Annotated in this window: 17 protein-coding genes; 11 read left to right on the plus strand and 6 right to left on the minus strand. The window is 63.0% G+C overall.

Translation table 11 applies throughout. The annotated features are described in order from the left end of the window. The first annotated feature begins 42 nt into the window (after nucleotides 1-42). Nucleotides 43-1173, plus strand: a complete 1131-nt coding sequence (locus ACOY6C_RS03050; RefSeq protein ID WP_420904002.1) for a CBS domain-containing protein — start codon at nucleotides 43-45, stop codon at nucleotides 1171-1173. Nucleotides 1174-1208: 35 nt separating this feature from the next. Next, complete coding sequence (locus tag ACOY6C_RS03055) at nucleotides 1209-1640, plus strand: CoA-binding protein (protein WP_420904003.1); 432 nt, start codon at nucleotides 1209-1211, stop codon at nucleotides 1638-1640. A 127-nt stretch (nucleotides 1641-1767) separates the two neighbouring features. On the opposite strand, the gene ACOY6C_RS03060 is transcribed toward ACOY6C_RS03055, so the two are convergent. From ACOY6C_RS03060 to ACOY6C_RS03070, 3 genes are all read right to left on the minus strand, one after another. Next, nucleotides 1768-5421 carry an SLBB domain-containing protein gene (locus ACOY6C_RS03060; protein ID WP_420904004.1) on the minus strand — a complete coding sequence of 1218 codons (3654 nt, stop codon included), beginning with the start codon at nucleotides 5419-5421 and terminating at the stop codon, nucleotides 1768-1770. A gap of 153 nt (nucleotides 5422-5574) precedes the next feature. Then, entirely contained in the window at nucleotides 5575-6063 is a 489-nt protein-coding gene (locus tag ACOY6C_RS03065; protein WP_420904005.1) for a copper chaperone PCu(A)C, read from the minus strand. Beyond that, nucleotides 6063-6746, minus strand: coding sequence for an SCO family protein (locus tag ACOY6C_RS03070; RefSeq protein WP_420904006.1), 684 nt, complete (start codon nucleotides 6744-6746; stop codon nucleotides 6063-6065). Before ACOY6C_RS03070 ends, ACOY6C_RS03065 begins: the two co-directional genes overlap by 1 nt. A 215-nt stretch (nucleotides 6747-6961) precedes the next feature. On the opposite strand from ACOY6C_RS03070, the gene ACOY6C_RS03075 reads away from it, so the two are divergent. From ACOY6C_RS03075 to ACOY6C_RS03085, 3 genes are read left to right on the plus strand one after another with little or no spacing between them, the layout of a single operon-like run. Then, on the plus strand, nucleotides 6962-7951 hold the full coding sequence (locus tag ACOY6C_RS03075) for an MDR/zinc-dependent alcohol dehydrogenase-like family protein (RefSeq protein ID WP_420904007.1): 990 nt from the start codon (nucleotides 6962-6964) through the stop codon (nucleotides 7949-7951). Between the two features lie 39 nt (nucleotides 7952-7990). Beyond that, nucleotides 7991-8686 (plus strand): HAD family hydrolase, encoded by a 696-nt coding sequence (locus tag ACOY6C_RS03080; RefSeq protein WP_420904008.1) that lies wholly within the window; start codon nucleotides 7991-7993, stop codon nucleotides 8684-8686. After that, nucleotides 8683-9447: a retropepsin-like aspartic protease family protein gene (locus ACOY6C_RS03085; RefSeq protein WP_420904009.1), complete on the plus strand. Its 765-nt coding sequence runs from the start codon at nucleotides 8683-8685 to the stop codon at nucleotides 9445-9447. Before ACOY6C_RS03080 ends, ACOY6C_RS03085 begins: the two co-directional genes overlap by 4 nt. Here ACOY6C_RS03085 and ACOY6C_RS03090 read toward each other — a convergent pair. Beyond that, a complete protein-coding gene (locus ACOY6C_RS03090; RefSeq protein WP_420904010.1) occupies nucleotides 9425-9883 on the minus strand; it encodes a hypothetical protein in 459 nt (152 codons plus the stop codon). The genes ACOY6C_RS03085 and ACOY6C_RS03090 overlap by 23 nt on opposite strands. A 29-nt stretch (nucleotides 9884-9912) precedes the next feature. Next, nucleotides 9913-10851 carry an exopolyphosphatase gene (locus tag ACOY6C_RS03095; RefSeq protein WP_420904011.1) on the minus strand — a complete coding sequence of 313 codons (939 nt, stop codon included), beginning with the start codon at nucleotides 10849-10851 and terminating at the stop codon, nucleotides 9913-9915. A 453-nt stretch (nucleotides 10852-11304) separates the two neighbouring features. On the opposite strand from ACOY6C_RS03095, the gene ACOY6C_RS03100 reads away from it, so the two are divergent. The 3 genes from ACOY6C_RS03100 to ACOY6C_RS03110 all read left to right on the plus strand — a co-directional run bounded on the left by ACOY6C_RS03100 (nucleotide 11305) and on the right by ACOY6C_RS03110 (nucleotide 15308). Beyond that, nucleotides 11305-12510: an O-succinylhomoserine sulfhydrylase gene (locus tag ACOY6C_RS03100; RefSeq protein ID WP_420904012.1), complete on the plus strand. Its 1206-nt coding sequence runs from the start codon at nucleotides 11305-11307 to the stop codon at nucleotides 12508-12510. 243 nt (nucleotides 12511-12753) lie between these two features. Continuing rightward, nucleotides 12754-13728: a malate dehydrogenase gene (locus tag ACOY6C_RS03105; RefSeq protein WP_420904013.1), complete on the plus strand. Its 975-nt coding sequence runs from the start codon at nucleotides 12754-12756 to the stop codon at nucleotides 13726-13728. Nucleotides 13729-14111: 383 nt separating this feature from the next. Continuing rightward, complete coding sequence (locus tag ACOY6C_RS03110; protein WP_420904014.1) at nucleotides 14112-15308, plus strand: cofactor-independent phosphoglycerate mutase; 1197 nt, start codon at nucleotides 14112-14114, stop codon at nucleotides 15306-15308. A gap of 672 nt (nucleotides 15309-15980) precedes the next feature. Here the strand turns inward: ACOY6C_RS03110 and rpmB are convergent. Then, nucleotides 15981-16277, minus strand: a complete 297-nt coding sequence (gene rpmB / locus ACOY6C_RS03115; RefSeq protein ID WP_420904015.1) for a 50S ribosomal protein L28 — start codon at nucleotides 16275-16277, stop codon at nucleotides 15981-15983. 335 nt (nucleotides 16278-16612) lie between these two features. Here rpmB and ACOY6C_RS03120 point away from each other — a divergent pair, with 335 nt between their 5' ends. The 3 genes from ACOY6C_RS03120 to ACOY6C_RS03130 all read left to right on the plus strand — a co-directional run bounded on the left by ACOY6C_RS03120 (nucleotide 16613) and on the right by ACOY6C_RS03130 (nucleotide 19929). Further along, on the plus strand, nucleotides 16613-16831 hold the full coding sequence (locus ACOY6C_RS03120) for a DUF1858 domain-containing protein (protein ID WP_420904016.1): 219 nt from the start codon (nucleotides 16613-16615) through the stop codon (nucleotides 16829-16831). 468 nt (nucleotides 16832-17299) lie between these two features. Next, complete coding sequence (locus ACOY6C_RS03125; RefSeq protein WP_420904017.1) at nucleotides 17300-19120, plus strand: tetratricopeptide repeat protein; 1821 nt, start codon at nucleotides 17300-17302, stop codon at nucleotides 19118-19120. After that, nucleotides 19117-19929, plus strand: coding sequence for a lipoprotein insertase outer membrane protein LolB (locus ACOY6C_RS03130; protein WP_420904018.1), 813 nt, complete (start codon nucleotides 19117-19119; stop codon nucleotides 19927-19929). Before ACOY6C_RS03125 ends, ACOY6C_RS03130 begins: the two co-directional genes overlap by 4 nt. Nucleotides 19930-19934: the final 5 nt, after the last annotated feature.

The following is a 19934-nucleotide window of genomic DNA, read 5'->3' on the forward strand; positions in this document are numbered from 1 at the left end:
GTTGTTGACCGTCACCCACGATTCTTCGAGGTCCAGCCTGTCATGAAACTCGTTCGCGACTGCATGTTTTCCAACGTCGTCACCCTGACCCCGCATGCCACCCTGGTCGAATCGATCCGGCGCATGACCCGCGAGGCCGCCGGGTTCGCCGTGGTGCTCGAGAACATGGTCATCACCGGAATGATCACCGAATACGACTGCATCAAATGGATGATTCAGGGCGTGAAGCCCGAGTCGGCCCGCATCGGCGAACTGCCGGTCTCGCTCCCCCAGATCGTCCACGAGAGCACTCCGTGCCAGGAGTTGCTCCAGATCTACTATCGACGCCGCTTCCGCCGTTTCCCGGTGCTCAACGAGGATGAGATGCTCTCCGGCGGCATCACCGAAAAACAGATCCTGCGCGCCTTTCCCCGTTCCAATCTGCTGGCCCACTACCGGGTCGCCGACATGATCGCCTCGGATCTTCCGGTCGTTCCGCCGGAGATGACCTACTGGGATATCGCCCGTCAGATCGCCCAGCGCCATCGCGGTTGCGTCCTGGTGCGGGAGGGGGAGAATTTTCTCGGCATGATCACCGAAGGGGAGATCCTGCGCCATTACGTCTCCCCCACCTTCACCCCCGCCGCGACCGCCCGTTCCCTGGCCAAAAGCAGACCCGAAAACATCGAACCGGAACGGGATCTGCTGCATGCCCTCGATCTTTTCACCAGCACCGGCCATCGCCGCATGCCGGTCGTGGCCGCCGATGGACGTCTGGTCGGCCTGTTGACCCAAACCGATCTGCTGCGTCAGGTGGCCCATTCGACCCGTTCGCGCCAACCGGTCCTCAACCCCGAGGATATCGCCGAACCGGCCATCTGGTTCGAACCCGATGGCGACCATCGCATCCTGGCGGTCAACGAGAAGGGGGCCAGGGCCATGGAGATCGATACCACCACCTGGGTGGGTCGTTCGGTGCGTGAACTCTCCCAGGATCCGGCCATCTGGGGGGCCATCGCCATCCTGCTCTCCTCCAGCGGACACATCAATCAGATCAACCTGCCCCTGCGTACCGGCAAGGGGGATGGGGTCTGTCTATCCTGTCGTTTCAAACTGGTCCATACTCCGGCTGGCGAAGACCGGATCTTTTGGGCCATGGCCGCGCCCGAGGGGGGGCGCGATTCCTGTCGATAGAACAACATACCATTCAGGAGAAGGAAAAACAAACCATGTCCGAACCTACCGACCACGCGCTCGTCACCCTGCTTTCCACGGCGCGCGTCATCGCCGTGGTGGGGCTTTCCCCCAAGCCCGATCGTGCCTCGTTCCGTGTCGCATCCTACATGCAGCAAGCCGGCTATCGCATCATTCCGGTCCGTCCAGGTGGCGGGGAGATCCTGGGCGAAGTCTGCTACGACTCCCTGGAGGCGATTCCGGAAGAGATCCACGTCGATATCGTCGATCTCTTCCGGCGCGCCGAGGAGACCCCGCCCCTGGCCGAGGAGTCGGTGCGCATCGGTGCCGGTTGCCTTTGGCTGCAAAGCGGCATCTTCAACGAAGAGTCCATGGAGATCGCCCGTCAGGGTGGACTGCTCGCCGTTCAGGATCGCTGCCTGATGGTCGAACATCGCCGTCTTGCCGACCAGTTGTCCGCCGCCTGACCGATCGGACCCGCTCCGATCGCGCCCCGTGCCTGGCGGGACGCGATCGGAGCGGGCATCCCGCTTCACCCCGCCCCGATGCCGCGTCCGTACCCGTTCGTCATCCCGATGCCGCGTCCGTACCTGCTCAACGGTTCAACACCGCCAGGGAGGCGATCGTGATGGCCCACTGACTGATGATCTGGCTCATGTCCTTCAGGGAACCGACCAGCTCGAATGGCTTGGGATCCAACGGTACGATGATCGAACTGCCCGGAACCAGGGCGCTCGACTGTTGATCCCACCAGGTGGTCAGACTCCACAGGGTTTGGGCCTTCCCATCCGGCATGACCACAAAGGTGTCCCCCTTGCTGGCGTTCTCCTTGAATCCGCCCGCCCACTTGATGTAATCCATCGGCGTGTGCTTGGCCATGAACAGGAACGATCCCGGATTGAGCACAGCCCCGGAGACCGAGATTTCGCTCGGTTTTTTCGGCATGAACAACCGGTCCCCGGCCTCCAGGTAGATGTCCAGATCCGGATTGGTCTTGAGATTCTTCAAATTTGCCTCGACCGTCATGCGTCCCAAGGGTTGCACGGAACGCAGCGAGGTGATGATGCCGCGGGTGCTCTCCAGGATGGCTGCGGCCTCCCCCTTATCCTTCCCGCTGGTGCTCACCAGAGCGGCAAGGCTCATCTCCATCTCCCGCGCCACCCGCTCGAAGCTCTCCTTCTGGTTTTTCTGGATGCTGGTGCGGGTGAAGATCGCCCCGTATGGGAAGGCGTGAGGCGTGACCCCGCCCGCCCGTTCGATGATATCCGACAGTTTGTCGTCGCGGCGCAGGTCATACAGGCCGGCGCGGATGAACTCCCCTTCCAGCCGCACATAACCGATCTCGCGATCCGAGAAGATCGGGCTGAAACGCAGCACGTCACCAGGGGTCAGAGAAAAATCCTCCAGACTCTTGCCACTGGAAAAATCCAGCACCGAACGTTTGGTTTCCGCTCTGCCACGGTCAAGATCGGGGGTGGCGCGGGCCAGTTCCACCTGTTTGAGATCCGCGCGGCTGGTCATGCCACCGCCGCTCTGCACCAGGGCGGCCAGACGGGTCCCCTCCTGGATCGGGAAGACTCCGGGGGTGCGTACCTCCCCGGTGAGGATGGCGGCATTTTCGAGCACGAAAGGCAGGAGCTCCGGGAACCGTTCGTAGATGGCCGGACACTCGGTTTTGCGAACGCCGGGCCCTTCGGTCACGATCATGGTGTTGCTTTTGTCGGCGGTTTTTCTGGCCGAGCTGCGATCATGCTCGAATTCGGAGAGCGAGAGATTGATCGCCGAGGAGAAGCGGTAGGCATCCGAGGAGGACATCAACTCGGCCAGGTGGTACAGGGAGGTACACTCCTGACGCGGGGACTTGCCGAGCAGGATCGATTGCACCAGGGGATTGGAGAGGAAGCGCACGTCCTGCTGGGACAACACCACCAGCTCATCCTTGTCCATGAGCTTCAGATCGCTCGTGGCATCGCCGCGAATGGCGGACTCCAGATTGATTCCGGTCAGGACGCGGGCGCGACTGGTGGGATCGACCCGGCGCACCACGCCGAACAACAGATAGGGATCGGTCTTGAGCACGTCGGGATCGAGCAGGAAGTGGCGTGCCGAGGGTACGGATTGCAGGGAGCGATGCTGTTCGCGGGTTACATGGCCGACCAGGTGGACCTGTCCGAGCTTGAAGCGCAGAACATCGCCGGGTTGCAGATCGAAGGTGGCGATGTCGCTGGAGGGCAGGGTGATGACCCGGCGCGTGGCGTCGCGCGTTCCGGTTTTTCGGTCGATCTGGAACTCCAGGGAGAGACTCTTGTCGAACCGGGCCGCGCCGATCACCCCTTGCGCCATGGCGACGATATCGCTCATGCGCGCGCCGGGCAGCACCGGGAAGAGGGTCGGGTAGTCGGTGTTGCCCTCCAGGAGCACGGAGTTGTCCAGAAGCAGGGGGAGCAGATCCGGATATTTGTTGAAGATGGTTGGACAGCTGACCGGCTGGGTATCCCGATTGTTCTGAGGAGCGACCGGAATGGCGGGTGCAAGGCGTGGTGCGGCTTTCAAGTCAGCCATTTTTCCATCCAGAGGACCGGCTGAATCCTGCAACTGCGTGGCGGTTGTCAGGCGCAGGGATTCGGCGGATTCGGCGTTCAGTTGGGGCGAATCGGTTTTGCCCTTGCCCGAGATGACCCCCATCTCCTTCAACTGAAAGAGATTGGAAAAGCGCAGAGGATCGGAGGCGGCGGCCACCGCCTCGAGGCGCGTCAGGGCGACGCAGGAATCCTTGGCGGATTTTTTCTGCAACACCGCGGCCACCCGTTCGGAGGAGAGGAAGCGGATATCCTCGTGGCTCAAGACGATGAGGACATCGTGATTCATGAGCGGTTGATCGATCTCGTGACGTGCATGGATCAAGCCCAGATCGATGGGACGGAAGGTTCGGTTGCGGGTTTTTGGATCCGTGCGGTAGATGACGCCGAACGGCAGATAGGGGTCAGGGAGCAGCAGTTCGGGATCGTTGAGCAGGGAGCGGACGGTGGGTGCCGAGGCGAGGGAACGGGTATGGCCGCGGGAGACGTGTCCCTCGATGGCCACCTCGCCCATGAGTGTCGGACCGCCGAGCGCCTCGACGAGGACAATGTTGCCGTTGACGATTTTTTCCTGTTTTTGTCCCTTGAGTTCGACCAGGGACTCGCGTTCCCTGGCGTCCGGCTTGAGCAGGGAGAAGCGGTTGCCTTGCGGGGAGACCGTTCCGCCGGAGAGTTCCAGAAGCGCGTTCAGGGGGATGGATCTTTCGCCCGAAGCCAGTTCGTAGATGCCCGGACGTTTCACCAGTCCGGAGATGGCCACCACCGGACCGATGGGCGGCACGACGATGCGGTCGCCGACCGCCAGGGTGGGATCCTCGCCGCCGCCTTCCTTGTTCAGCAGGGCATAGAGGTCGATGGTGCGCACCACGCCATCGCGATGGAGTTGGACCGTGCGCAGCGAACCGGTCTTGCGCACCCCTCCGGCGGTGCTCAGGGCGTCGAGCAGGGTGGAGAGTCCGGTCACCCGGTGGACGCCGGGTTGGGTGACCTCTCCCATGACATAGACCGAAAAGAAGCGGAACGAGCCGATGGAGACGAACACTTCCGTGCCGACCTGGGTGGTGCGGATCTTGTCGCGCAGCTCCTCGCGGAACTCGCCGAATGGCCGCCCCATGGCCATCATGGGTTCGGGCAGGGTGGGGATCATCACCTTGCCTTCCAGATCGATCTTGGCCACCGAGCTTTTTTCGTTCTTGCCCCGGAAGGAGACCAGCAGTTCATCGCCCACGCCCAGGACGTAGGAGTCCGGCGCCGAGCCAACCACCGGCGCGGTTCGATCCTTGACCTGACGGAACATGTTGTAGCCGAACTGGATCAGGGAGCTTTTGGCGCGCAGGGAGAAATCGGCCTCCAGGAGCGAGAATCCCTTGCCCGTTGCGTCCAGGGGGAGATCCGTGGCGGGCTTTCTGGCGTTCCTGGCGCGCAATTGGTCCAGGTTGCCACTGCCTGTTCCGGGAGTGACGCGGGGTTTGAGTTGGCGCAGAAACTCCGCCTCCTGTCCGCCGGTCGCCAGGTCTTCCGGAATGGCGATCTCTTCTCCCCCTTGGGGTGCCTCGCCTTCCGCGGCGAGGAGCGGCGTGGCTGGCAGCAACCAGACGGCCAGGAGCAGCCAGACCATGCGGCGCCAGAAAAAGGAGGCGGATCGGGAGGGAGGGAGGGCGTGGTTCATGAGAGACTCAGGTCCATTGGCGCTTGGAATGGTTGCGGTCATGCGGTCGGGGCGGGGACTCCCCCGCCCGCCCCATGGGTCGGATGCTCCGCGTGCGTCCCATGGGGTCCTGGCAGCGATCAACATGACTCGAATCGCGAGAGTCGCGGTTGATCAATGGTGGTGTTCGTGCATCTCGTCCTTTCCGGCTGGGGGCTTTTCTTTCTTGACGCCACTGCCGGCGCGCACCTCGGCGGTGATGGCCTGCTCGGTGCCATCGGCGAACTTCAGGGTGATCGTGATCTGATCCTTGGGTTGCAGGGGATTCTTGGGGCCGATCAGCATGATGTGCATGCCGCCAGGGGTCATCTGGATGCTGGCGCCGGGGGCGACGGCGAATTGGGGTTTGGGACGCATCAGGCTTTTGCCGTCCTGTTGGACGGTTTCGTGGATCTCGACCTTGGAGAAGTTCGGGCTGGAGGCGCCGACCACCTTGAGTTCCCGGCTTCCGGCGTTCTGGAGTGTCATGTAGCCGGCCAGTGCCTGGGCGACCGGCGGACCCGCGCGCACCCAGGGATCCTGAACCTGGAGTTGATCGGCGGCGAAGGCCGGGGTGGCGAGCAGGGCGGAGCCGAGCAACAACGAGGCGATAAAGGGTTTCATCAGGGCTCTCCATAGTGTTTGCGGATTTTCAGGAACAGGTCGGCCATGGTGGCCGGCTGGTGCAGCTGGGGCTGGAAGAGGGCGGTGAATTTCCCAGCCGGATCGAGCAGAAAGAAGACCGAGGAGTGGCTGATCAGTTGGGACTCATCCCCCTTGTCCGATTTGGGTGGAATGGCGTAATAGGCTCCCAGTTGCTTGGCAAAGGCGTGAATCGCCTCTTGTTTGCCGGTCACCCCCAGGAAATCGGGGTTGAAGTAGGGGACATAATTCTTGAGCTGTTCCGGCGAGTCCCGATCGGTGTCCACGGAGACGAAGATGGATTGAACCTTGTTCAGGCCACCGGGTTGTTTGCCGAGGATTTCGTAGGTTTCCGCGAGCAGTCCCATGGAGAGCGGACAGACGTCCGGGCAGTGGGTGTAGCCGAAGAACAGGAAGGTCCACACGCCCTGTACCTGTTCCGGTCCAAAGGGGCGTTCGTGATGATCGATCAGGGAGAAGGGTTGCAGTTCGCGCGGCGAGGGGAGCAGTACGCCGATCAACTCCTTGGGCATGGTCAGGGTGGGGTCTGTCGGACGTCCCATGAGGGCGCTTTGCAGACGCATGCCGATCAGCACCAGGGCCGTGCCACCCAGAGTGGCGAGAATCGCCTGACGACGATTGATCTTGGATGGGAAAACACTCATGAATCGATCTCTCGCGTGGTGGTCGCATGATCAAGGGGAGGGTTCGATCGTTGGTGTTCAGACCTGCCCTTGTCCTTTCAATCGATCCATTCTAGCCTCTTTCCTTTCGACAAGCCACCCTGTTTGCGATAAGAGGCTGTTTGGTTTGCCAAACAGCCGACGCGGACCCTGGATGGCATCGCCAGAACCCCTTTTAACCTGGAGCTGAACGTTCCATGCATCACGCCTCTTTGGATCGGGAGGGCATGCGGGCCCTGCGCTACGCGGGTGGCGCGGTTCGTCTGGAGCGCGGTTGGCCGGTTCCGGTCCCGGCGCGCGGCGAGGCGTTGATCCGGGTGACGCTGGCCGGGGTGTGCGCCACGGATCTGGCGATATTGGGCGGATATGCCGGATTTGACGGAACTCTGGGACATGAGTTCACGGGACGGGTGATCGCGGCGCCGGATGCGCCCGAATGGGTGGATCTCCGTGTGGTTGGCGGGATCAACGTGGCGTGCGGGGCCTGTCCGGCCTGTTTGCGGTGGGAGCGGAGTCACTGCGAGCAGCGCCGGGTGATCGGGATTCGTGGTCGGGACGGGGCCTTTGCCGATTTTCTGATCCTGCCGGTCGCCAATCTCCATCCGGTGCCGGATGGGGTGTCGGACCGGCGGGCGGTGTTCGTCGAGCCGTTGGCCGCCGCCCTGGAGATCCTCGAACAGACCCATCTGCGACCTTCCGATCGCGTGGTGGTGGTGGGCGATGGGAGGCTCGGCCTGCTGGTGGCCCAGGTGTTGGCGTTGACCGGTTGCGAGATCCGGGTGATCGGACGCCATTCCCGCAAGTTGGGAATCCTGGCGGCGCGCGGGATTCCGGTCCATGCGGGGGAGACGGTCGATCTGTCGGGATGGGCCGATCTGGTGGTGGCCTGCGGGGGTGGGCGGGAGGGGCTGGCGTTGGCGCGGCGTCTGGTGCGCCCCCGCGGACGTCTGGTGGTCAAGAGCACCCTGCCGGAACCCGCGCCGTTCGATTTCGCCTCCCTGGTGGTCGATGAGATCACCCTGGTCGGATCCCGTTGCGGACCGTTTCCGGCGGCATTGCGGTTGTTGGCCGCAGGGGTGGTGGAGGTGGAGCCGTTGATCGACGCTGTTTTTTCATTGGAGCAGGGGGTGGAGGCGCTGGCGTGCGCCGCCGGGCCGGGAACGCTCAAGATCCTCATCCAACCTTGATCATCACGCCAGCCTGGCGTCAACCCCTGGGAGAGTCTTATGTCCCTCCGTTATGACCTGGTGATTTTTGACTGCGACGGCACCCTGGTGGACAGCCTGGATGGGATTGTCCGTTCGGCCAACCTGTCGCTGGCGGAGGCGGGTGGCGTTTCTCCGCTCTCCCATGCCTGCATTGCCGCCGTGGTGGGGCTCTCCCTGCACGAGGCGATGGCCGTGCTCATGCCCGAGGCCTCCGAAGCGCGCCGCGACCAGGCGGTCGCGGCCTACAAATCCCATTACCAGCGGCTGGCGGATGGCGGGGAGTTGACCACCCCGCTCTTTCCGGGGGTGCGGGCGACGCTGGACGCCCTGCGCCGCCAGGGAGTCACCCTGGCCGTGGCCACCGGCAAGTCGTTGCGCGGACTGGAGCGCACCCTGCGCGAGCAGAGCCTGGAGGGGTATTTCATGGTGCGGATGACCTCGGATCATGCGCCCAGCAAGCCCCACCCCTCGATGATCGAACAGATTCTCGCCGCCACCGGTCATGCGCCGGAGCGAACGTTGATGGTGGGCGATACTGTCTTCGACCTCGACATGGGACGCAACGCCGGGGTGCGGACCGCGGCGGTCACCTTCGGCTGTCACGGGCGCGAGGAGCTGGCCGGTTCGCGACCCGATCACTGGCTGGAGCGCATGCCTGACCTGTTGCCGGTGGTCGGGGTGGCCGATTCGGACGCTGCCGGGGCGCTGTCGTGAGGTTGTCGGTCCCGCGCGGATCGTTGCCGATGCGCCTGGCGCGCTGGATGGCGTTCCTGCTGTGCCTGGTTCCGAACCTGAACCGGGGCGAGGGGCGCCTGTACCACTGCATCGATGCCAAGGGGCGCACCATCCTCAAGGATCAGCCCTGCGCATCCGGCGAACGCGACCGCCATCCCTCCCCCCCGGAGGAGGTGGTTCCTCTGTTGCCCAAGGGGGCGCGCGGGCAGTACTGGATTCCGGTGGTGCTCAACGATCGGGTGATCGTGGAGTTCCTGATCGATACCGGCGCCAATGTGGTGGTCTTGCCAGGGGATATCGTGGATCAGATGACCGGGATGGGATTGATTCGCGCCTCGGACTGGCTGGGGACCGTGCATTCGACCCTGGCGGACGGCTCCACCGGGCAGTTGGCCGTGGCGCGTCTGGAGAGCCTGCGCATCGGTTCGCGGGTGCTGCGCGAAGTTCCCTTCACCGTGACCGGCGCCCGGGGGATCCCCCTGCTCGGCACCCCGGTGCTCGAGCAGCTCGGCGCCTGGCGGATCGATCATCGCGCGCGCAAACTGCTGCTTCCACCCGCCCCGCCTGGTGTCGCGGATCGCGAACAGGAGAGGATCCAGGCGTTGCGACAGGGCGCGGGTGGCGGTGGGGGAAAATGGTTGCGGCAGTGCTGGCGCGTCGATGGCTCGGTCTATCTGGCGACCCCTCCCTGTCCAGGCGGAGGGGAACAAGCCCCGATCAACGACAGGCGTAGTCGATGACCTTGTTTTTCTCGCTGCTCACGATGAACTGGTGAATGCACCCTTTGCCATCCTTCGGGTAGTAGAGATACCCCTCGGCGGTCTGGTTGTTGGGCAGACGGAGATCCAGGGTGATGTTGGGCGGACCGAAACGGGCGATCAGTTCCTTGCCCGTGGAGCCGATCAACCCTTCGGGTTTCACCTGGGAGGGGTGGCTGGGTGGCGTGGGCTTGGGCAGGGGCGGGGTCACGCTTCCCTTGATCTCCTTGGCCGCGCTTTTGGTTTCCGGAGCGCTGCCCGTGTCGGTCTTGCCGGGATCCGGGTCGAGGACCACCGTGGCCGTTGCCGGAGGGGCATCGGGCGCGCGGCTGGGGCCCGGCGAATCGAGGGTGACGCAGCCGGAAAGGAGCAGAGCGGCGGCGAGTGTGGTCCCAAAAAGGTGCGATGCGTTCGTCATCCTGAGAGAATACCTTTAAAATCGCCCGTTCACCCATCCGCCAGGATACGGTTCTCGAGCGCCTTGCGAACCTCGATGGCCTTCTCGGTGGGAACCTGACAGGTTCCTGCTGCCGCGTGGCCACCGCCGCCGTATTGCAGGCACAAGGAACCGATATGGGTGTTGGAGGTTCGGTTGAAGATGGATTTGCCCAAAGCGAAAACCGTGATCTTTCGGGTCTGGCCCCAGAGGATGTGCAGGGAGATGTTGCACTGGGGATAGAGCGCATAGATCATGAAGCGGTTGCCTGGATAGATGATGTCGTCGTGGCGCAGGTCGAGCACCGCCAGGTTGCGATGGATTTTGGTGTGGGCCTGGATCTGGGTTTTGAAGTACTCTTCCTGTTCGAAGTAGTAATCGAGCCGTTCCTTCACGTCCGGCAGTTCGAGCACCTCCTCGACGGTGTGACGGCGGCAATATTCGATCAGATCCATCATGAGGTTGTAGTTGGAGATGCGAAACTCCTTGAAGCGGCCCAGGCCGGTGCGCGGATCCATGATGAAGTTGAGCAGCATCCACCCTTTGGGATAGAGCACGTCATCCTCGAGCAGTTGTCCGGAGTCGGCCTTGTCCACGGCGTCGAGGATGTCGTCGCGGACATTCGGGAAGGCTGCCTTGCCGCCGAAGTGCTGGTAGACCACCCGCGCGGCCGAGGGGGCGTCGGGATGGATGATGTAGTTGTCGTGGGGTTTGTCGGCGACCCGTTCCATTTCGCTGGCGTGGTGATCCAGCACCAGATGGGCTCCCGGCACGTAGGGGAGGTTGGTGATGATGTCCCGTTCGTTGATGGGGATTTTGCCATCCTGCATGTCCTTGGGTTGCACGAAGAGGATGTCGTCGATGATGTCCAGTTCGCGCAGGAGCATGGCGCTGACCAAGCCATCGAAATCGCTGCGCGTGACGAGACGGTACTTTTGCTGTTGCGACATGGAAGCGGCTCCTTGGAAAACTTGCATGATCGGGGAACACCCCTCACCCCCGTCCGCGGGACTCTTTCGGGATTCCTGCGGTAAAAACCAAGAGGGAACGGATCTCTCGTTCGCACCATTCAGTATAGGGGATTTTTCCTGTCGGTTCCATTGCTAAACCGCACGAAGCCACAGAATTCCACGAAACGGTTGTTTTGTCGGGTTGGGGTCTGGGATGCGGAGGGTGATCCGGGTTGTCGGGCCGTGTGGAGGCGTGGTCCGTCCGGGGTTGCGGCGGAGGGTAAATGCGGCATAATGGTCTTTGGCTTTCTGCCGGCTCGTTTACCATGGAACTCCCGAAGGGAGGTTCATGGTACGGGGGGTGAGGGGGTTCTCTCCCCATCATGCAAGTTAGGCACGGGGAGCGTCATCGGGGTTCGGAGCGGATGGACAATTGTCGAAAGGGGGGGGTGCATGGCTGGGGATGGGGGTGGCATGGAGGGACGGGGCTGGGGCATGGCGACCACGGCGTTGCACACCGGTCGGGAGACCACGCCGGAGCGGGAGAACAGTCCGCCGCTCTTTTTGACCTCGAGTTTTCGTTTCGAGAGCGCCGAGCAGGCGCGGGCGATTTTTGCCGGCGAAGAGGAGGGGAATCTCTACAGCCGCTTCACCAACCCCACGGTGGCGCTGTTCGAGGAACGGGTCGCGGCCCTCGAGGGGGCCGGACACGCGGTGGCCACCGCGAGCGGCATGGCGGCCATCACCATGACCTTTCTGGCCTATCTGTCGGCGGGCGACCATGTGGTGATCAGCCGTTCGGTGTTCGGCTCCACCACCAACATCGCCAACTCCCTGCTCAAACGGATGGGGATCGCCGTCACCCGTGTTGCGCTGTCGGATCTGGCGGCCTGGGAGGCGGCCATCACCCCGGCCACCCGTTTGTTTTTTCTGGAGACCCCGGCCAATCCTACCCTGGAGATGGTCGATCTGGCGGCCTTGTGTCGCATCGCCCATGACCGGGGGATCCGCGTGGCGGTGGACAACGTGCTGTGTACCCCCTGTCTGCAACGGCCTCTGGAATTGGGAGCCGATCTGGTGGTCCACTCGGCCACCAAGTACATGGATGGCCAGGGACGGGTGCTGGGCGGGGTGATCGCCGGGGAGAGGAAATCCCTTATGGATCATGTCTATCCCCTGTTGCGCAATACCGGTTCCTCCCTTTCCCCGTTCAACGCCTGGGTGCTCTTCAAGGGGCTTGAAACCCTGCCGCTGCGCATGGAGCGCCATTGCGACAACGCCGAACGGGTGGCATTCCATCTGGCCGCGCGCCCCGAACTGTCCGGTCGGGTGCTCTATCCGGGGTTGCCCGATCATCCCCAACGGGAACTCGCCGTCCGGCAGATGCGTCGCTTCGGGGCCCTGGTCTGCCTGGATCTCGGTTCACGCCAACGGGCCCATCGCTTCCTCGATGGCCTGCGACTGGCGATCATCACCGCCAACCTGGGGGATTGTCGCACACTCTCCACCCATCCGGCCACCACCACCCACGCCAAGTTGACCGATGCCGAACGCCAGGCCTCCGGCATCACCGAAGGGTTGGTGCGTCTCTCCATCGGACTGGAGGAGATCGGGGATATCCTGGCCGATCTGGATGAGGCGTTGGAACGATCCGCGTAGTCCGCGGTTCTCTTTTGCGGTCCGTGGTTGCTCTTGCAGTCCCTCTTTCGCGGTCTGTGATCCCTCTTTTTGAGTCGCGCGCGTGGCAAGGGTTGCACGCGCGTTCCCCTTGCGTCATTTTATGCATTCCGTGAAACTTTCTTATGGGGTCCGGGGCAGGGGGCAGGCTTGTCCAAACGAGCAAGACGCGCCAAAATGGCGGCCTGAACCAACACATCCATTGCAATCAGGGAGGAAAACAGCATGGCAGATCCAGTTCGCGTGGCGGTCACCGGGGCCGCTGGTCAAATCGCCTACAGCGCCATCTTTCGTTTGGCGTCGGGCGCGGTTTTCGGTCCGGATCGTCCGGTACACCTGAAATTGTTGGAAATCACGCCGGCGATGAAGGTTTGCGAAGCGGTGATGATGGAACTGGATGACTGCGCGTTTCCGACTTTGGCCAGCGTCGAGGGAACCGACCAGGCCGAAGTGGCCTTCGACGGCGTGAATGCCGCGCTCCTGATCGGCTCGCGTCCGCGCGGACCGGGCATGGAACGGGCCGATCTGATCCGGGTCAACGGACCGATCTTCGTGGGGCAGGGCAAGGCCCTCAACCGTGCCGCCTCGGATGTGCGCGTGGTGGTGGTGGGCAACCCCTGCAACACCAACTGCCTGATCGCCATGAGCAACAGCGATGTGCCCAAGGATCGCTTCGGCGCAATGATGCGTCTCGATTACAACCGCGCCAAGACCATGCTCGCCAACAAGGCCGGCGTCACGGTCAACGACGTGACCAGGCTGGCGGTGTGGGGCAACCACTCCAACAACCAGTATCCGGACTTCGAGAATGCCCTGATCAAGGGGCGTCCCCTCACCGAGGTGATCACCGACGAGGCGTGGCTCAAGGATACCTTTGTCCCGGATGTGCAGAATCGCGGCGCTGTGGTCATCAAGGCCCGTGGCGCCTCCAGCGCCGCCTCCGGCGCCATCGCCGCCCTGGATCACCTGGTCTCCTTCGGCGCGCCGACCCCGGCGGATGACTGGTTCGTGGCTGCGGTGCAATCCGCCGGTCAATACGGCGTGGATCCGGGTCTGGTCTTCGGCTATCCGCTCCGCTCGGACGGCGAGCGCTGGGAGGTGGTCGAGGGTCTGTCCATGTCCTCCTGGGGTCGCGCCAAGTTCGAGAACGTGCTCAACGAATTGCGCCAGGAGCGCGAGGTGGTGAAGGATCTGCTGTAACGTGCCTGATGGGGGAACCCCCCGCATCCCCAACCGTGGAACTCCCGTCAGGGGGTTCCACGGTAACATCCGGGATGGCGGGAGAATCCCCCGCGCCCCGACCGTGCCCCCCTTGCGGATGTGCCACGGGAATTTGCATGATGGGGGAAAGAACCCCCTCACCCCCCATACCATGGACCTCCCTTTGGGAGTTCCATGGTCAATTTCCGGACGGGCGGAATGAAACTCTTTCTCGTTCGGATGGTCTGATGATGTATCCGGGCTGAACCGTCCGTGCATTCCGGTAGCCCACCCACATGCCAGGGCGCATCGCCTCGGAGCAGGCCTTATCGGATCCGTGGCCTTCCGGCCTGTCCTGATGCCCCAGAAAACGGGAGTTGGCGATGAAATACGTGATTTTTCTTGGGGATGGCATGAGTGACCGTCCCCTGGAGGCGCTCGGGGGCCGCACGCCGCTGATGGCGGCCCGCACCACCAACATGGATCGCATGGTTCGCGAGGGGATCGGTGGATGGTCCCTCAACACCCCGGATGGGTACTATCCGGGCAGCGACATCGCCAATCTCGGCGTGCTCGGCTACGACGTGACCCAGAGTTACACCGGGCGCAGTCCGCTGGAGGCCGCAGCCATGGGGGTCGAACTCGGTCCCGATGACATCGCCTTTCGCTGCAATCTGGTCACGCTGGCGGACCAATTCTCGGTCATGGGCGATTTTTCCGCGGAACACATCTCTTCAGCCGAGGCTTCGAAAATTATCGAAACCTTGAACGAGCGGCTCGGTTCAGAGCGGTTTCAATTCTACCCTGGCGTCAGCTACCGTCATCTGCTGGTGTGGCGCAACGGCGGGGATCGGTTGACAAGCCGTCCGCCCCACGACATTTCGGATAAACCGATCGAGGGCGCCACTCCGGAGGGACCGGACGCGGAGCCGATTTTTGCGCTGATGCGCGCTTCGTGGGAATTTCTCGCCGACCATCCGGTCAATCTGGCGCGGGTGGCCCAGGGTAAGCGACCGGCCAACTCGATTTGGTTGTGGGGGCATGGTCGCAAGCCGGTCCTTCCCCGTTTTCAGGAGCGGTTCGGCAAGAGCGGTGGGATTATTTCGGCGGTGGATCTGATGCGCGGCATCGCGGCCCACATCGGTTTCGACGTGCTGCATGTGCCGGGGGCCACGGGTTGGATCGACACCGATTACGAGGGCAAGGCTCGGGCCTGTCTGGAGGGGTTGGAGACGCGCGACCTGATGTTCGTGCATGTGGAGTCCCCGGACGAGGCGGGGCATGCCGGGCGCATGGATTACAAGCTCAAGGCGATCGAGGATTTCGACGCGCGGCTGGTGGGACCGGTGCTCGAGGCGTTGGCCAGGCGAGGTCCGTTCCGGGCCATGGCTCTGCCGGACCATCCGACGCCGCTGGTGACCAAGACCCACGATCCGGGTCCGGTTCCTTTCGCGATGGTCGGGCATGGCATCGCGCCGGATGGCAACCAGGTCTATGACGAGAATCTGTTGCGGAGCGCCTCGGTGACCTTTGATCCGGGCATCCGGTTGATGCCTTATTTTCTCAATCACGGGTTGTGAGTAACGGGGATGATGGGGGGAGACCCCCTCATCCCCTGACTGTGGACCTCCCTGGCGGGAGTCTTACGGTAACGATGAGGATCTCCACGATTGCAGGGGGCGGGGGACCGAAGCTCCCCGGCGGAGGTTCGGAGGCAGAGCCTCCGAGGTTTTGTTTTTGACTTTTCTTTTGAGCGCGCTCTACAAAAAAGCGTTTTTTCGCGTCTTTTGCGAAAGAACGCTGCGCGCCGCCTTGGCTGCGGGAACGTTTCGCGTTTTTTGCGACACGTTCCCGCGAACAGGGCCCGGAGTCATGCTGCCGGAGGCGACGCGTCTTCCGCGAGCCATGTGCCTCCTCGATGGCCCTGGCGGGCAACGGAAAAGTCCAAAGGGCTTTGCCCTTGGATTTTCACCAGGGGTCAATGGCCCCTGGCCCCCGCCCAAAATGCAGGGAACCTGAATGGTTACGGTTGTGATCGTGTTTCAACGGCCAGGTCGCGGAGGTTCCGAACGGGCATCCGACCTGGCTGGCAGGATGGTTCTGGTTGGATCCGGGTTAAAAAAAAGCGGGCCGTTTCGCATGATTGCAGAACGGCCCGCTTTTTTTGGATGCCTGGAGACGTCGGGCCTGGAAGGGATGACGACCTCGACAATTCCAAGGATCGGATGGTACGGAGATCGGATGTCGCGGGATCAGGCGGTGGCCTCGCGGGTGGCGCGCTCGCGGATGCGGGCCTGGAGGCGACGCATCGGCTCGTTGAGCAGCCCGGTATCGATTTGCAGGAGGAAGTTGTCCAGGCCGCCGGCCTTGTCCACGGAGCGCAAGGTCTCGGTGGGAAGGGTCATCTGGAAGCTCTGCCGCAGAGCCATGCTGAACAGCGACCGTTTTTGGATGTTGGGCAGCCAGACATGTTTGGTTCTCCGGTGGGAGTGGGAGACCCGGTAACCGGTTTGAGGGGCTTTGCCGCCCATGGTCAGTTTTCTTGTCACGAATGCTCTCCCGTGAATCAGAGCAGAGGGTTGAAATGGTCGAGGTCTGAGTCTGAACTCAAAAAACGAGTATCGCATATTGTGGCCCTGGATGCAAGGGTGGGTTCTGATTTTGTCCGTTCCGGGTTTTCGATTCAACGGGCGATCCGGTCGTGTGGAATCTTGTTGCCATGCGGTGGCGGGAATGGCACACTATTCTCCAATTAAGGAAACCCGCAGAAGCGCGACGCGCGCCATTCGACCGTGACGCGTCCGAAGGGGGTGCGCTCCGGGGGAGAGGGGCGCCCTCATCATGCACATTTCGATCGAAAAGGGTGGTAGGGAAGGGGGCTGGGATGGGTGGCATCGACGCGAACAAAACCATGGCCCATTTGATGCGGGAACATCCCGGACTCGCGCGGATGTTGGCGCTCAAGGGGATCGATTGCGGAGAGTGTCTGGCCTCCGAAGTGGATACGTTGAGCGATGTGGCGCGCATGTATGGATTGGACCTGGCCAAACTGATCCAGGAGATCCAGTGGGCCGACGACGGACAGGTCAGCGAAGAGACATGAATTTCCGCATGGAGCCAAATGTCGCTGGAAAGGCCTTTGGATCTGTGCTATGCTGTCTGTTCGGAAGGGTCGCAAAAAGATTTTCCCGCACGGTTGTTCCAGGCGGTCATCTCACGGCGTTTACCTTGAAATCGATTACAATTCCATGATCGTTCCCGGTGCTCGACCTGCTTGTCTCGTCCTGCGCGCGCGTTAGCGCGCGGGTTGTGGGCGGAAGCGGTCCGGTTCCGTCACACGATCGCGCTTCAGGGATGGAACTCTGGTCAGGGAGCGATACGGGTGTGGTGATGCCGGGTCTGTTCGCATCGTGCCGCGATTCCGTGGAAGCCCGTCAGGATTGTCCAGGGTTGGGGGTGAGGGGTTCTCCTTCCATCGAGCACGTTCATATCGGTAACCGGTCACGGGTTCCGGTGGCAAAGGCATGGCATGATGAGACGATTGGTGGGTGGTAAAAGGGGCGTTCGGTGGTTGAGCCTGTTCTCCGGACTGGTCATGTCCGGTTGCGTGGCCGTGGGACCGGTGAATGGCACCCCAACCGCATCCGCAGAGGTTCCCAAGGACGAGAAAAACCAGAGCGACTCGGTGGGGGCTGCCGGAACATCCCAGACGCCATCCCCGGAAAAACCGAGCGCGGATGGCGTCTATTATTATTATGTCCTGGGGCACATGATGATGGGCGACCGGCGCTGGGAGGAGGCCGAGAACGCCTTCGTCCGGGTGGCCGAGGGGGATCCCAAGTCGGTCGAGGCGCGGCTGATCGTCTCGCATCTGGCCACACAGCGCGGTGAACTCAACGTGGCGGCCCGCTATGCCCAGGAGGCGGTCGCCCTCGACGCCGACAACGTGAAGGCCCGTTTGCTGCTTGCGGGGCTCCTCAATGCCCTGGAACGCTATCCGGAGTCGGCCAGCCACTACGAGGCGTTGATCAAAAAGCAGCCCGATCATCTGTCGGCACGCCTGATGCTGGCCCAGATTTATGGTCGGCTCAAGGATCCGGCCCGTGCCAAGGGGGCTCTGGCGCCGCTTTTCGCCAAGTCCGACGTGGCCTGGAAGGCCAATCTGGCCATGGGCCGCGCCTATGTGCACATGAACGACCTGAAGAAATCCCTCGAGTATTTCCGCAAGGCGCGCAAACAGGCCCCGGATCAACTCGAGCCGATCCTGGCCCTCGGTGCGGCCCTGCAGGAGATGGACCGACCCAAGGAGGCCGAGACCATCTATCGGGAGTTCCTGTCGCGCAATCCGGAGAGCGAGACCATCCACAGCCGGCTGGGTCGCCTGCTGCTCACCCAGGAGGATCGCGCCGCCGCGCTCGAAGAGTTCCGCACCATTGCCCGTCTCTCTCCTGGCAGCGTGCAGGCGCGGCTGACCTCGGCGCTCATCCTGATGAGTCAGCGTCACTTCGAGGATGCGTTGCAGGAGTTGCGCCTGGCGGATGCGGTGCGTCCGGGCAACAGTGGCGTGGCCTACTACATCGGTCAGACCCTCGAAGCCCTGGACCGGCTGCGCGATGCCCGCAACGCCTACGAATCGATCAAGCAGGACGACCCCTTCTATCTGGAGGCCCAGGTGCGCATCGCCTTCCTGGATGCCAGCGAGAAAAAGGGCAAGGAGGCGGCCAGTCGCTTGAAATCCCTCAACGATGCCTATCCGGACCGGATCGAGGTTCTGCTCGCTCTCACCGTGATTCTCTTCCAGGAGGAGGAGTACGACGCGGTGGTGGATACCGCCTCCAAGGGGTTGCATCTGGCCCCGGATCAGAGCCGCTTCCTGTTCAACCGCGCCATGGCTCTGGATAAACTCCAACGTTGGCCCGAGGCCGAGCAGGATCTCCAACAGTATCTGGGCAAGAACCCGGACGATGCCCACGCCTTGAACTATCTCGGTTACACCTGGGCGGAACGCAACGAAAAGCTCGAAGAGGCCCACAAACTGATCATCAGGGCCTCCCAGTTGGCACCCGGCGATGGCTTCATCCTCGACAGCCTCGGTTGGGTGCTCTACCGCATGAACCGCCTGGACGAGGCGTTGACCCGCATGCGCGAGGCGGTGCGCATGGAACCCAAGGATCCCACCATTCGCGAACATCTGGGGGATGTGTTGGCCGCCTCGGGCCGGATCAAGGAGGCGTTGACGGTCTGGCGTCAGTCCCTGGAACTCAACAGCGCCAACGATGCCTTGCGGGCCAAGATCGACCGTCACGTCCAGGAGGGCCATGGGTCCACCAAGAGCAGCGATGCCCCTGGCGGAACCAGGCCCGATCTCTCCGGTAACGGTGCGACCCGTTGATCCGTCTCGATTCCCGCGCGTTCATCCGTGCCGTGGCGATCGGTTGTGGCGTGCTGCTGTCTGCCTGCGCCGTCCTTGAGGATCCGTCGCGCGAGTCGCCACGCACCGTTCCGGGCGGCGTGGTGGTCGAACGCTACCAGAAGGAGCAGGGGTTGCGTCGCGAGGGATCTTCCTTCTGGGCGGTCGAGGGCGCCCTGGAGATCGAAACCCCGGACCAGGGACGACGCAACCGCATCGAGCTTCTGGGCAGCGGCTGGTCGCGGGTGCGCATGCGCGTGCGCGGTCCGTTCCGAGAGGTCGCGGCGGAGTTGCTCGCCCGTGACGGGCGGGTACGCTGGGTCGATCCCGACAAGCGCATGGTCACCGAGGTGCCGGCCACTTCCGAGGGGTTGCACCATCTGATCGGCGTGCCGATTCCTCCGGAGCGTCTGTTTGCCTGGATCATGGGACAGGCCGAGGCGGTCGAACCCGCCGCCACGTTGCCCCTGGAGCCCTCCGGCGCACGGATCGAGAGCCGTTCCGGGGAGCGGTTGTGGCTCGATCCGGAGAGCGGACGGATCCGTGAACGAACCGGCACCGTGGCCCCCGGATCCCGGTATCGGACCGTCTACACCTGGCCCGATCCCCTCGCGCGGCGCGCCAGCGCCCATCTGATGCCTGAGACCATCCTGGTCACTCTGGACCAACCGAAAATCCGCATGGAGTTCGTGTTGCGGAACTGGCGGTTCCCGTCCGAAGGTCCCACCAAAGCCCAGTTCGAACAGGCGTTGGACGCGGGTTTCACCCTGTCGCGTCCCCTGGAGCCGTAGTCCGC

Source organism: Candidatus Magnetaquiglobus chichijimensis, assembly GCF_045865675.1.
Taxonomy (GTDB): domain Bacteria; phylum Pseudomonadota; class Magnetococcia; order Magnetococcales; family Magnetaquicoccaceae; genus Magnetaquiglobus; species Magnetaquiglobus chichijimensis.